The organism is Thermanaerosceptrum fracticalcis (genome assembly GCF_000746025.2).
GTDB lineage: Bacteria > Bacillota > Peptococcia > DRI-13 > DRI-13 > Thermanaerosceptrum > Thermanaerosceptrum fracticalcis.
Map to the genome: position 1 here is coordinate 3,174,762 of NZ_CP045798.1, position 14,598 is coordinate 3,189,359.

General features: G+C 45.2%; 10 protein-coding genes and 1 tRNA gene. 10 read left to right on the top strand and 1 reads right to left on the bottom strand.

Annotated features, from left to right (window positions below):
• Positions 1–297 precede the first annotated feature (297 nt).
• The 4 genes from BR63_RS16175 (at position 298) to BR63_RS16190 (ending at position 5,217) form a co-directional block, all read left to right on the top strand.
• Positions 298–573: an AbrB/MazE/SpoVT family DNA-binding domain-containing protein gene (locus BR63_RS16175; protein WP_034424294.1), complete on the top strand. Its 276-nt coding sequence runs from the start codon at positions 298–300 to the stop codon at positions 571–573.
• Positions 557–955 (top strand): putative toxin-antitoxin system toxin component, PIN family, encoded by a 399-nt coding sequence (locus tag BR63_RS16180; RefSeq protein ID WP_034424296.1) that lies wholly within the window; start codon positions 557–559, stop codon positions 953–955. Before BR63_RS16175 ends, BR63_RS16180 begins: the two co-directional genes overlap by 17 nt.
• Positions 956–1,351: 396 nt before the next feature.
• Entirely contained in the window at positions 1,352–3,133 is a 1,782-nt protein-coding gene (locus BR63_RS16185; RefSeq protein ID WP_034424297.1) for a hypothetical protein, read from the top strand.
• A gap of 443 nt (positions 3,134–3,576) precedes the next feature.
• On the top strand, positions 3,577–5,217 hold the full coding sequence (locus BR63_RS16190; protein WP_034424303.1) for a glutamate synthase-related protein: 1,641 nt from the start codon (positions 3,577–3,579) through the stop codon (positions 5,215–5,217).
• A 120-nt stretch (positions 5,218–5,337) separates the two neighbouring features.
• On the opposite strand, the gene BR63_RS16195 is transcribed toward BR63_RS16190, so the two are convergent.
• Positions 5,338–5,414, bottom strand: a tRNA-Pro gene (locus BR63_RS16195).
• Between the two features lie 185 nt (positions 5,415–5,599).
• Between BR63_RS16195 and BR63_RS16200 the strand changes: the two genes are divergently transcribed.
• From BR63_RS16200 to BR63_RS16225, 6 genes are all read left to right on the top strand, one after another.
• A complete protein-coding gene (locus tag BR63_RS16200) occupies positions 5,600–7,033 on the top strand; it encodes a 4-hydroxyphenylacetate 3-hydroxylase N-terminal domain-containing protein (RefSeq protein ID WP_034424306.1) in 1,434 nt (477 codons plus the stop codon).
• 114 nt (positions 7,034–7,147) lie between these two features.
• The gene (locus BR63_RS16205; RefSeq protein ID WP_034424310.1) at positions 7,148–7,699 is read left to right on the top strand and encodes a hypothetical protein; all 552 of its coding nucleotides are present in this window, start codon (positions 7,148–7,150) and stop codon (positions 7,697–7,699) included.
• A 169-nt stretch (positions 7,700–7,868) separates the two neighbouring features.
• Positions 7,869–9,242, top strand: a complete 1,374-nt coding sequence (locus tag BR63_RS16210) for a sodium:solute symporter family protein (RefSeq protein WP_034424312.1) — start codon at positions 7,869–7,871, stop codon at positions 9,240–9,242.
• 73 nt (positions 9,243–9,315) lie between these two features.
• The gene (locus BR63_RS16215) at positions 9,316–9,519 is read left to right on the top strand and encodes an alpha/beta-type small acid-soluble spore protein (RefSeq protein WP_034424315.1); all 204 of its coding nucleotides are present in this window, start codon (positions 9,316–9,318) and stop codon (positions 9,517–9,519) included.
• Between the two features lie 124 nt (positions 9,520–9,643).
• Positions 9,644–10,969, top strand: coding sequence for a CBS domain-containing protein (locus BR63_RS16220; RefSeq protein ID WP_034424320.1), 1,326 nt, complete (start codon positions 9,644–9,646; stop codon positions 10,967–10,969).
• 169 nt (positions 10,970–11,138) lie between these two features.
• Positions 11,139–14,567 (top strand): DNA polymerase III subunit alpha, encoded by a 3,429-nt coding sequence (locus BR63_RS16225; RefSeq protein ID WP_034424322.1) that lies wholly within the window; start codon positions 11,139–11,141, stop codon positions 14,565–14,567.
• Positions 14,568–14,598: the final 31 nt, after the last annotated feature.

A 14,598-nucleotide genomic window follows, 5' to 3' on the forward strand; every position in this document is an offset into this window, starting at 1 on the left:
CGTTCTGCGTGTCCAGTTTAGTTAGATCACTCCAATTCATAAGATAAGACAGCTTGAAATATCGAATAGTGATAAGGAGTTAATTCTCGGTAGAAATCTTCAGGGGTTATTAAACCTATAAGACAACAAGTACGCACTGTGCATAACACTGCGTTCCCGTTTTTGACGTCGGTAATGCACATTCGTTAGCTGACATACCGTGCTTGGGAGAAGATGAAAGCCATAGTGTAAAAACCCATCTGCTTGAGATATAATATAAGTAAAGAAAGTAAAGAAAGCATGAACGGGGGCTTAGACATGGAACTAGCAAGATTGTCTTCAAAGGGCCAGATTACTGTCCCAATCGAGATAAGGAAGAAACTTAATTTAAAAGAAGGTGACAAAGTTTTGTTCTTTGAAGAAGACGGTAAGATAGTTGTTGCCAACGCTTCGCTTATGGCATTTAAAGAATTGCAGAGTTCAATGATGGGGGAAGCAGAAAAACAAGGATTTAAATCGGATAATGAAATAAATGAGTATGTGAAAGAGATAAGGAAAGAGCTCTGGGAGAAGAAATATGAGAATAATGATTGATACAAATGTACTCATTTCGGCCATCTTGTTTCCAGGTTCTTCTCCTACAATTACCCTACAGAAAGTTATTGAAAAACATAATCTTGTGTTGTGTTCTCACATAATAGATGAAGTTCATATTGTGTTTGAGAGGAAGTTTCCTGAGAAGATTAAGAACCTTGAGAGATTTCTGTCTAAACTATCATATGAGCTGGTTTATACACCATTGGATATAGAAATGAACAAATATCCTCAGATACGGGATAATGGCGACCTTCCGATACTTGTTTCAGCTATTTTGGCTGACGTAGATATAATCATAACCGGTGATAAAGACTTCCAAAGCATTGAAATTGAAAAACCAATAGTATTAACACCAAGGGAGTTTCTTAATATTTATTAATTCCCTTGGTGTATTACTTTAGGGGCATTAAACCGGTACATCAGCTAACAATACCTTCCCAAGGGTGCGGTAGAGAATCTCATGGGGCCGCCACACCCCCGACCCAACCGCGGCGGCGGCCGGCTCGCCCGAACCTAAGATAGGAGTTATCTAAGGTTCGGACTACGCCTTAGGGCCGGGGGACGTCGGGGGAAAAGGGATGGTTATTTGTATTAGATATAACGCCGGCAGACGTAGTTGTAACGATAGAATATCTCAAAGGTCTATTGCACGGTAAGGAAATGAACTTTGAATCTTAGTATGAGAAAAAATTCATCGGTAGAATTTAGAAACCATACATAAATTAAAAAACTGCTTATAGTTAATGGAAAGTGGATTTAAGAAGGTGTTAATGTGATGAAGAACAAAAAAGCTGTACTTATTGCTGTGGTAGTGCTTCTCCTTTTGTTTGCGGCAGGATGTGACAGCAGGAAAACGGAACCGGTCCAACCCCCACAAGAACAGCCGCCAGTTAGTACGCTTAAAACTGAAGAAAAGCAGCCAGAAAAAATTGAATATGGGGAGATTACAGATCCAGCTGTGCTGGAAAAGCTTTGGCAGGAGTATTTATATGATTCAATTGCCACAGTAGGCAACACCCGGGAGTTTAACTCGGCAGCGGAAATCGATCCCACTTATATAGCTATGTTCTTTTGGTTTAAGTATATATCAGAACATGGTGAGGGCAGTTTACCGTTGGCCGGTAAGGACAGCACGCTGCGCCTCTTCCCCCTTGAAGTCGTTCTTAAATATGCCAACCGCTATTTTAACCTGACTAGCCTGGATGTTTCAAAGGTAGAGAAGCACTACTATGACCCCGGGAAACGAGCCTTCTTATTTAGCATGGGTATGGAAGGCAAGCGCCCCTCTTACACAGAGAACAACCCATGGGGTTTTCAGCTTGATAAAGTGACACGAAACACCGATGGCACTGTCACTGCAGTTATGGTACAATACCATCCTTATCAAACCCGCCGCATCGAGTTAACCAGGACATTGACCTTAAAGGAGCGGGAAGACGGCAGCCTGTATTTTGTAAAGGGCAAGTGGGAGTATGCAAACAACAAACTGGTTGCCCTCACCGGTGATTATCAGCGCTTTGAAAAAATCTCAGGTTTTGACGGTGATATGCAGGAGCTGTCCATGGTGGGCGAGGTAGATGGCAGGATGATTTTGGCCTACACGCCCTATGTAAAAGAGAAAAATACAGTGTTAATGATTGTAACCCCTAATACCATGAAGGTGGAGAAAAAGCTGGACCTGGGTACTAACTGCGAATACTCTGACATCAAGCTAGCAGGAGATGCTCTAATGGTACGCCTAAAGGATAAAGTAATTACCTTTACTAAAGACCTTACTCCAGCTAGTGACATACCTCTGCCTCAAGTAATTGCCGATAAAATAGCCCGCGAACCCAAGTACGACGAAGACGGGAATCCACTTATTTTTTTTGGCGGCTACGATCTTTCCCAGGACCGTACGAAGTTTATATATGCCGATGAGGCAGGTCTCAAGCTATGGAACATTGCAGACAACAGCAAGAAGCTCTTGGCTAAAACCGTTGATATTAAAGGTAGTCAGTTAATCAACCATTCTTATCATATGTCTCCCCGGTTTGTAGCGGGTGATAAGAAGGTTATGACTACCATGTCGGGTTATGAAGGCAACCTGGGTTATACACTGTACGATCTGGATAACGGTGAAGCAAAAAGATTTTACATGGATCCCCATGGTTCATCAGCTGCTATCCGATATGATACGGGCTTCCTTGGGGTGAACACTTATAATAGACATAAGGAAACATCTGAGTATAAATCAGTATACCTGGACTTTACCACGGGCAATGTACACGAAATTAAGCTGGCGAATCCCGGTGAGACCGGAGATATTCGATTTCCAGATATGTGTTATGTTGGTAAGAATCATGCAGCATTTATAACCTACACAAGAGACGGTAATGACAATGCCAATCACATGTCTTATATAAACCGTCTTAACTTGAAAACCTTAAAGGTTGAGCCAGAAGTTGTTTCAGTTAAAGCTGCGGGGACTCATATTCTCGGCGTTTTGGCAGATGGGCGGATTGTGTTCTGGTATGAGCTTAATCCCAGTGAGAAAGGTTTATGCATTACGAAGTAAGTATAAGAGCACTCTCTAAACTAGAGAAGGGCGGTAGTCAGAGGCTTACCGCCCTTTTTACAGAAAGAAATACGGAAAACATAACTAAAACTTTAGAGATAAGGTTCGATTTGGTAATTACTCTGGTGAGGACAGTCGTTCTCAAATATACGCATGATAAAAAATTGGTAAAATAAAAACAAAAGGAGGGTGATTGGTCACTTTCCTTTTGTTTTTATTTTCTTCCATATTTCGGGAATTAATCTTTATATGAAAAGGCTTAATACTGTATACATCGTCGGAATACTGTATACATGTCTGTTATACAGTATACATGTTTTCGTATTCTGTACTTTAACAGAAATGTATTATAAAATAACAGCTATAAGAATGTTATGAATATAAAAGTTTACCAATAAGCATTAATAATATATACACAATGATGTGTTTAGGAGGGGAAAATCATGAATCAATATCCCAAAACAAATGATGTTTTAGGTACAGTGAACAGAGGAGATGCTGCAGAATCGGGATTATGTACTCTTTGCAGGGCTGATTGTCAAGGAAAGTGCGAAACCTGGTTAACCAGCATGATTGGGAGAAAAATGCTGTATCCCCGGGACTTTGGCATAGTTACGGCGGGGAGTAGAAACACAACCCATGTGGGAGTGTCTTATAATTCCCTAAGAATCCAGGGATATAATTATGGGGCGGCAGGTTTGCCGAAAGGAATTTCCAATTCGGCCGATGACTGTATTTTTCCCAATGTGAATATCGAAACGGAATTTGGCAACGAAGTCAAAACAAAATCCAGGATTCCCATCATGACAGGGGCTCTTGGATCCACTTTCATCGCCGCAAAATACTGGGATGCCTTTGCTACCGGCGCAGCTCTGGTAGGATTCCCTATCGTTATAGGCGAAAACGTGGTAGGCGTGGATAAGGAAGCGGTTATTGAAAACGGAAAAATAGTGAAAGCTCCGGAACTGGACAGGAGAATCGAGACTTATCTGCGTTATTATGACGGCTATGGCGCTATCATTGTGCAGATGAATGTGGAAGACACCAGAAACGGCGTGGCCGAGTATGTTATTGATAAATACGGCGATAAGGTCGTTATTGAACTCAAGTGGGGACAAGGGGCCAAAAACATTGGCGGAGAAATACAGGTAACAAGCCTGGACTATGCCTTATTCCTGAAAAATAGGGGTTATGTGGTTGATCCCGATCCCACCAAGCCCGCGGTTCAGGAAGCCTTTAAGAACGGAGCCATCAAATCTTTTGCCCGCCACAGCAGACTGGGATATACTGACTTATCCTCACCTGAGCAAGTCAGAGAGAACTTTATGAGCTCTGTGGAGTATTTAAGGAAAATCGGTTATAAACGGATATCTTTAAAAACCGGTTCCTATGGCATGGAAGCTCTGGCTATGGCCATGAAGTATGCTACCGATGCCAAGCTTGACCTCTTAACGATAGACGGTTCCGGTGGCGGTACAGGAATGAGCCCCTGGAATATGATGGAGACATGGGGAGTTCCTTCGATTTTACTTCATGCCAAGGCCTATGAATATGCCACCATACTGGCGGCAAAGGGCAATAAGGTTGTAGACCTGGCCTTTGGCGGCGGGTTAGCTCGCGAAGACCATATCTTTAAAGCCTTAGCGCTGGGAGCGCCCTTTACAAAACTTGTCTGTATGGGAAGAGCTGTCATGATTCCCGGGTTCCTGGGTGCAAATATAGAAGGCGTACTGAAACCTGAGAGAAAAGCGCTGGTCAATGGTAACTGGGATAAACTGCCCGCCGCTGTAACACAAGTTGGTGCTACTGCAGAAGAAATCTTTGCGGGTTACTATGATGTACAGAATAAAGTGGGTAAAGATGAAATGAAAAATATACCCCTGGGTGCAATAGCTATGTGGAACTTGGCTGATAAACTGGCGGCCGGTCTCCAGCAGTTAATGGCCGGTGCCCGGAAGTTCTCCCTGAAAGAAATATCCCGTGATGACTTAGTGGCTGGCAATCGTGAAACAGAAAGAGAAACTAATATTAAATACATTACTGATGCTTTAGACGAAAGTGCCAAGAAGATTCTAAATTCCTAACTTAAGTAATATTGGCAATGTTAAAGGGCTTCTATCTGTGATTCTATAGATAGAAGCCCTTTATTGTTAATGTATAAAAAAGAAAATTCCTCCGGGTTGGAGGAGTAATAATATTCAAGATGGTCGGGATGACAGGACTTGAACCTGCGACCTCTTGGTCCCGAACCAAGCGCGCTACCAAACTGCGCTACATCCCGTACTAAAATATTATATGATGGTATCGTGATTCTGTCAAACTGGAGATATACTTTTTATATTTTTTAAGAAAGGGTAAATTGGGAAATTAGAAGTGATTATAATTAACAAAGACTGAAATGTGTTAATATTAAAATATAAAATTAAAATATTTTGGAATGTGAGAAAGAGTGGAGGGGACAAAAAAATGGCGTTAATCACCAGGGAAAAATACATACAGTCGCTTAAAAGGATGAGGCCCAATGTCTACAAATTTGGTGAATTAATCACCGATGTTACCACTCACCCGGCCACGAGACGAACGGTAGAAAGTCATGCCCGTGGTTTTGATGCCGCCTATGATTCCAAATTGGAAGAACTCTTCACCACAAAGTCCTATCTCACCGGTGACAGGATTCATCGTTTCAACGGGTTAATGAAGAAGATGGAAGATGTAATCCACAATTCAAAATTAAAAAGAACTATGTATCATCTGACCGGCACGTGTACTGGGGGCCTTTGCGTGGGCTGGAACGCTCAAAATGTCCTCTGGGCGGTCTCAAATGAAATCGATAAAGAATATGGTACCTGTTATCATCAGCGTCTGAAACGATGGTTGCTCTTAGCGGAGGAAGAAGGCTGGGTGGCAGCCGGAGCGCTAACCGACGCCAAAGGTGATCGTTCCAAAAAACCGGCCAATCAGCCTGTGCCCGATGCCAATCTGCGTATTATGGAAAAGCGGGAAGATGGCATCATCATCAGGGGAGCCAAAATCATGATTTGTGGTGTGGCAGCAGCCAATGAAATTTTTATTTTACCAAGCGGCGCTTACGATGAAGCGAACAAGAATTATGCCGTGGCCTGTGTGGTACCCCGTGATATTGAAGGGCTAACGATTGTAGAGGCTCGCCGTCCCAGTGACCGGCGGGAATATGAAGAGGGCTTTGATATTCCGGAGACAGGTATTACCCAGGCTTATCTGCTGTTTAATAATGTCTTTGTTCCCAATGAACGGGTTTTTATGGCCGGAGAGTATAAATACACGGGAAATATTATCAGTTATTTCTCCGCTAATCACCGTGCATGTATCGGTGCGTGCGTGGCCGGACAGGGGGATGTGATGCTGGGTGCCGCCGCTATGCTGGCCCGGGCTAATGGTTTAAGCGAAAAAATCTTTTCCGATAAGTTAACCCAAATGGCTGTTAATAATGAAACAACTTTTAGTGTGGGTGTAGGAGCTATTGCTTTAGGGAAACAGCACCCCTCTGGAATCTGGTTCTCTGATCCTATTACAGCCCATACCAATAAGGTCCATGTAGCCACTTTGCCCTATGAGACAAAGCGGCTCTGCCAGGAGATAGGCGGTGGTATTGTGGAAACAGGCTGCCTGCCGTCTTATCTGGATTTGCAGAATGAGGAATACGGTGATTACCTCCTGAATGTGCTTAAGGCGGGTTCTGTTTCTGCGGAAACCAGGGTAAGAATGGCTCGTCTCGCTGAATGGCTTACCCTGGGGGCCGGCGTACCGGGCTGTATGCACGGCGGTGGGGCGCCTGACGGTGCAAAGATAGTGGTGGAAGCTTATACACCTCTGGAAGAATATATTGATTATGCCCGAAGGATTGCCGGGGTTACCGAATAAGTGTAAAATCTTTCCTGGAAACAACCCTTTATTTTAAATAAAAGGGCCAAACATGGAAATAATTGTACCGGTTAGTGTATACTTATATTAAGAGGCAGCAAAGGAGGGTGGCCCATGAACAAGCGACAAGAAAGGGATCAAAGGTATCTGGAAGCTTATGAAGAGATAACCTTGGTCCTCCGCCGTTGCAAGGAGAAATATGGTCTAACGGGGGAAGAAAATCACCCCCAGGCTCTCCGCTTTAAAACACTGGAAGAAAAGCTGACAACGGAGAGGCGCCTTTTAGAGGAAGTCAGTCTACCTTGCCGTTTTATCTTGGAGCATTTTTCTACCTTTATGGGTAAGCCCGACCATACTATTGGTTTTCGTCTCGGCCAACTGGAAGTTGGACGGGGCATCCTCAATGATTTTTCCATCAATGAATGGGGAAATGTCTATTTAATTATCGGCAATATACGCTTGGCCTGGCGAGATAAGGATTATCAGTATCTGTTTTATCCCGATAAGGTGATTATGCGGTCATGTGACCGGAGTAAACCGGAAATTCATCTGTTCTTCAACTTTGCCTTTAAATATTCCAAGCTTTTAGAGGATTTCGCCGAAATTGCCAGTGATTCTCAAACACTGTATTGTCACCCGGATTTATTTGAAGGAAAAGAAGAGTAAAGCTTTTTTTGCACTCACTTGGTCCAAGTGGGTGTTTTTATGCCAAAGTAACTTTTATTTAAATAAGTGAAACAGGAATTATCAAACAAATAGAGAAATAATATTAATATAGAAAAAATTATAGAATTAATATAGAAAAAAATTTACTGTGAGAGTTGGAGGAAAGGGGATGTTGACTCAGGTACATGTCATCAGTATGGTGTTTACCCTGGCTATTGTCACTGTGGTTGGGGTTTATTCCATACGGCAGGTTAAGACTTCAGCGGATTTTGCCGTTGGGGGAAGGTCTATGGGTGTTTCATTAGTAGCCGGTACAATCATGGGGACGGTAGTGGGCGGCGCTTCTACCATCGGTACGGCCCAACTGGCTTTCAAAGTTGGGTTTAGTGCCTGGTGGTTTACTTTAGGCGCAGGTATTGCCTGCCTGCTCTTAGGAGTTCTGGCTAAGCCCTTAAGGGAATCAGGAGCCTCTACGGCACCTCAATTCCTGGTTAAGGCTTACGGGGAAAGAGCCGGTCCGGTAGCCAGTGTTTTCTCTTCTCTTGGAATTTTCCTCAATATTATTGGGCAGATTCTCTCTGCCGTAGCTTTGCTTACCTCCATGTTTCAAGTACCGCCGCTCTTAGCGGCTTTCATTGCTGTAGTCCTGGTTATCAGTTATGTGATCTTTGGCGGCGTATGGGGTACAGGAATGGTAGGTGTGGTAAAACTCATCCTGCTTTATATTTCCTTGGCAGTGGCCGGGATTCTTTCCTACCAGATGATAGGCGGCCTGCCGGGGTTGACGGCCACATTTCCTGCTTTTCCCTGGTTCAGTCTTTTCGGCCGCGGCTTCAACACTGATGCCGCTGCCGGGTTTTCCCTAGTGGTAGGTGTCTTATCCACGCAGACTTATCTCCAGGCCATGTTTTCCGGGCGAGACGTACGTACTTCCCGCCGGGGGGCTCTTGTGTCCGCCCTGTTAATTCCCCCTATCGGTTTGGCCAGTATTATGGTGGGCTTATACATGAGAAGCCATTTCCCTGAAATCGACCCGCGGGAGGCTTTGCCCTTATTTATTTTACAGTTTCTCAATCCCTGGGTAGGCGGTATGGTCTTAGCCACTTTGCTTCTTTCCGTTGTAGGTACCGGGGCAGGGCTTACTTTAGGGATCAGTACCATGTTAAGCCAGGATATCTATAAGAAGATAATTAATCCTAAAGCTACAGATTCCGGGGTTTTAGCGGTAACAAGGGTGATCATTATTGTGGTTACCCTGGCTACCTTAGTCTTTGTGGGAGGAAATCTCAATTCCCTGATTCTCAAGTGGAGCTTCCTTTCCATGGGCTTGCGGGGAGCTACGATCTGTTTTCCTCTTCTGGCCGCCATTTTCTTAAGAAACAAAATCGCTGCCTGGGCTGGACGCTGGGCCATCATCGCCGGGCCTTCCGCAGTTCTTTTATGGACACTGCTGGGTGGGGCCCTGGATCCCCTCTATGTAGGAATGGCATGCAGCTTGCTTCTTTTAGTTATAGGATATTTCTCCAGAAAAGCCTTTTCCTGAGTATGATGCATGAATTGTTAAATAAAGGGTATAATGCACAGAGCAGGATAATTTAGTCAGAAAAGGTGATTGTATGCCAGGTGAAAAGGAAAAAAACAAGTTGTCAAGAAATAAGAAAAAAGAGCCTACTCCCCAGGAACTGCTTAAATTTGAGATAGCCAAGGAATTAGGGTTATGGGAAAAAATTCAGAAATGGGGTTGGGCCGAACTAAGTGCGGAAGAATCGGGACGTATTGGTGGAATTATGACCAGAAGAATGCGGCAGGGAAACAGTTAGAGATAAAGAGCCTGCTCCCAGCTGTTGTATTACACGGCTGGAATTAAAATCACCATTGTGACAGAACTTATTATCTGCTATACTGGTAGAGAATATATAGAGTGAGATATAAGGGTGTGGTGGAATGAAAGGCGAAGCCTTGGGGAGTAGCCTCACGAAACATGAACAAATTATCAGATTCATCAAAAATTTAGAAGTAGGTACGAAAGTTTCGGTACGCCAGATCGCCAAAGAACTGGATGTTAGTGAAGGAACAGCTTACCGGGCTATTAAAGAAGCTGAAGCCCAGGGACTGGTAAGTTCAATTCCCAAAGTGGGAACAATCCGTATAGAGGCCGAGGAGCAACGGGAAATTGAAGATTTAACCTTAAGGGAAATCTCCCTCATTGTGGAAGGGGAAGTACTGTGCAGTACTGAACGTTTAGGATTAGCTCCCTCCCGTTTTGTTATTGGCTGTAACAGTATTGGCATACTGGAACAACTGTTAGAGAAGGATGCCCTGCTGATTGTCGGAGACGTACCTGAGTTCCAGCGTATTGCCCTGGAGAAGGGTTCCCACCTTATGGTGGCCGGGGCCTTTAAAGTATCAAAAGAACTCATTAAGCTTGCCCAGGAAAATAACCTGGTAATTATTTCTTGTCCTTATGATACTTTTGTGGCCGTCTCCATGATGAACAGGGCGGTTTACGACCGTTTAACGGAAAAAGAACTGGTCCGTGTGGAAGACATCATGGTCAGGGATGTTTTTTATCTGACTTCCGAAGCCACAGTGGAACAATGGCATGAAATGGCCCAGAAAACCGGCCACAGCCGCTTCCCTGTTGTGGACCAGAACATGCTGGTCATCGGTATTGTTACCGCCGTTGATGTGGCGGGTATTGATAGGACTGCCAGTGTTTTATCGGTCATGACCAAAGATGTTCTCATTGCTGAGAGACAGACTCTGGTTACCCATTTAGCCCGTCTTTTAATCTGGGAAGGTTTTGAACTGGTGCCTATTGTGGAAGAGGGGCGCCTGGTGGGGGTCGTGAGCCGTCAGGATATTTTAAAGGCCTTCCAGCAAACCCAAAAACAGCCCCATGTTGGAGAAACCGTGGACAACCTGGTGATGAGCGGTTTTACCTTGGATGAATGGGATGAAGGGACGAAAATATCCGGTGAGATTACCCAGTTCATGATTAACGAATTTGGTTCTGCCAGTCCCGGCACTTTGGTTACCATTATGTCCACGGCCACCTATATTGCCTTGCGTAAACAGCTGCGGCTGGATACGGTCCTGGATAATTTAACCCTTTACCACATGGACCCGGTAGAGGTGGGGGATTTTGTGGAAGTTTACACCAGGGTGATCCATATTGAGAAAAAGTCATGTGTTACTGATGTCAGTATCTACTGTGAAGGAAAACTGAAGGCCAAAGGAATCCTCAGTTCGCGCATCATTAAAAAATAAGGGGGAGTCTTGTGCTCTCCCTTTTTTCATTACTCATCACCGGACAACAAACAGGATACGGCAGCGGTGGAAATTAAACCTCGTTCCCGGGAATTATCTTTGTTAAAATATATATGATAAGAAGTTTATCTAGAACTATTCTGAGGCTTAGGAGCCGGGAGGAATAAAGGTGAGTTTTGTTCATCTCCATAACCATACGTGTTACAGCCTGCTGGACGGTGCCAGCAAAATCCCGGAACTGGTTCAACAGGCCAAGGAACAGGGAATGCAGGCACTGGCCATTACCGACCACGGTGTGATGTACGGTGTGATTGAGTTTTATAAAGAAGCCAAAAAGGCAAGTCTCAAGCCCATTATCGGCTGTGAAGTATATGTGGCTCGCCGCAGCCGCTGGGATAAGGTGGCAGGTTTAGATGATTCCCCCTATCATCTTGTCCTTTTAGCGGAAAATCAGGAGGGATACCAGAATCTTATCAAGCTGGTTTCCGCTGCCTGGCTGGAGGGTTTTTACTATAAACCCAGGGTGGATAAGGAACTGTTAAAAAAATACCATAAAGGCTTGATCGCCCTTTCTGCCTGCCTGGCCGGAGAAGTTCCTGCATTGTTACTGGAGGGGAAAGAGGAAGAAGCCCGGGTTGCAGCCCTTGACTACCAGGACATTTTCGGTAGAGATAACTTCTTTCTGGAACTGCAGGACCATGGTCTGGCAGAGCAGCACCAGGTTAACAGCGGATTGCTGCGGATAGCCCGGGATACCCGGATTCCCCTGGTTGCGACCAATGATGTCCATTATACCAGGCGTAATGATGCTGCTATCCAGGATATACTCCTCTGTATCCAGACGGGAAAAACTCTGCAGGACCAGGACCGGATGCGCTTTGAAACAGAAGAGTTTTACCTGAAATCAGCTGAAGAGATGCGGTTATTATTCGGCGATTATCCCGAAGCCTTAGCCAATACGGTGAGGATCGCTGAACGTTGCCAGGTGGATTTTAAGTTTGGCGAAAACTTCCTGCCTTTTTATGAGGTCCCCCATGGTTATAACGTCGACACTTATCTGGAGCACCTTTGCCAGCAAGGTTTAAGGGAACGCTACCCCAAAATAGAGCCCAAGCACCAGGAGCGGTTGGCCTATGAGCTTTCCATCATAAAAAAAATGGGCTACAGCAGTTATTTTCTTATTGTCTGGGATTTTATCCACTATGCTAAAAAGCAAGGGATCTTTGTAGGACCAGGCAGGGGTTCGGCGGCAGGCAGCCTGGTTTCTTACTGCTTAGGGATAACCGATATTGATCCCTTGAAGTACGACTTGCTCTTTGAACGGTTCTTGAACCCTGAGCGGGTAAGCATGCCGGATATTGACATAGACTTTTGTTTTGAGCGCCGGGGAGAAATTATTGAATACGTGGTAGAAAAGTACGGCGCCGACCGGGTGGCCCAGATCATCACCTTCGGTACCATGGCCGCCCGGGCCGCTATCCGGGATGCCGGGAGAGCCATGAATGTGCCCCTGGCCCTGGTGGACAAGGTGGCCAAGCTGGTTCCCAGCGAACTGGGGATTACCATTGACAGGGCTTTGGAAGTTTCACCGGAACTTGTTCAACTGGCGGAAGAAGATAATGTAGTGAAACAGCTGCTGATGACTGCCCGGGCCCTGGAAGGGATGCCCCGTCATGCCGGAACCCATGCTGCGGGTATCGTCATTTCCCAAAGACCCTTGGACCAGCATTTACCCCTGCAAAAAACTACTGAAGGTCTGGTTTCTACCCAATTTGATAAAGACACAGTGGAAGAAATCGGCCTTTTAAAAATGGATTTGCTGGGCTTGCGTACTTTAACAGTCATTAACAATACGGTAGAGTTAATTGTCCAGAGTCAAAATAAACAATTGGACATTAACAGGGTACCCCTGGACGACAAGAAGACCTATGAATTATTATCCGAAGGCGACACCATTGGCGTATTCCAGTTAGAAAGTTCCGGCCTCAGGGCCATCCTGCGCGAGTTAAAACCCCAGACCTTTGAGGATATCGTCGCTTTAGTCGCCCTTTATCGTCCCGGCCCTCTGGGGAGCGGTATGGTGGAAGATTTTATTAAAAGACGTCATGGGGAAGTTGAAGTGAAATACCTGCACCCGGCTTTAGAGCCTATCCTCAGGACAACTTACGGTGTCATTCTCTATCAGGAACAGGTTATGCGTATCGCCAGTGACCTGGCCGGGTTTACTCTGGGGGAAGCGGATCTTTTACGCCGGGCCATGGGAAAGAAAAAGCCGGAAATCATCGCAGGTTTACGCAAACAGTTTGTGGAAGGGGCTGTAAAAAACGGGGTCGATGGTGAGGTAGCCGGAAAAATCTTCGATTTAATGGAATATTTCGCTGGGTACGGTTTTAATAAGAGCCACTCCGCGGCCTATGCCATCCTGGCCTACCAGACCGCCTATTTAAAAGCCCACTATCCCGTAGAGTTTATGGCTGCTTTGCTCACCAGCGTCATGGAATCCAGTGACCGCGTACCTTTTTATATTGAGGAATGCCGGCAGCATAAAATTGCGGTACTGCCTCCTGATGTCAATGAAAGCGCCGAGAGCTTTCTCGTATCAGGGAATAAAATCCGTTTTGGCTTAGCCGCTATTAAGCAGGTAGGTCATAATGCTATCCAGGCCATACTGGAGGAACGAAAAAACGGCCGTTTCTTAAGCCTCCAGGATTTTTGCGAGCGGGTGGACTTAAGCCAGGTTAACCGGCGTGTGTTAGAAAACTTGATTAAATGCGGTGCCTTTGGTTCTGTGCCGGGGACAAGAGCACAGCTTTTAGAGATTTTACATCTTTGTATCGACCAGGGATTAGCCTGGCAGCGCCAGAAGAACTCCAATCAATTGTCCCTTTTTGACCTTACCAGCACGCCTGCCTCCTTTAAGCCCTCGATTCCTTTACCGGAAGTCCGTGATTTCTCGGAGAGGGAAATATTACAGATGGAAAAAGAAACCCTGGGCCTTTATTTGAGCGGGCATCCCTTAGCCGAGTTTATGGGAGTGATCCGGGGTAAGACTACTCACGTAATCGAAGAATTGGCCCAGGCCACTGATGGTGACCTGGTTGTGCTGGCCGGGGTTATTACGGCTGTGCGCCGGACAGTGACGAAACGCGGGGAAACTATGGCTTATTTTACGCTGGAAGACCTGAGCGGTAGCGTAGAAGCTCTCCTTTTCCCAAAAAATCTGGCTAAATTTAATAACCTCTTGAAAACTGATTCTCCTGTCTTGGTGAAGGCGCGGCTAAACCTGCAGGAGGATAAACCCAAAATTTTTGTAGAGAGTATAAGTTCCCTGACCAATTTGGAATGGCAGGTGGAACCCGGTACGGCAACAACCCTCTATTTAAAGATTTCGCCTAACGTCGATGAAAACCTGATCTGGGAAGAACTCCGTCCCATTATTGCCCTCTACCAGGGTAAAACACCTCTTTATCTTTATTTCCCTCATCTGAAAAAGCTCATCAAAAGCAAACCGGAATTCTGGGTTAACGTACTGCCGCAGCTTATGGTGGAACTGGAATCCCTGACAGGTGTGGAAGCCATCAGTGTAGTGAATAAATAAAGCTGTGGTATAATAAGTCTAAGGCTAATTT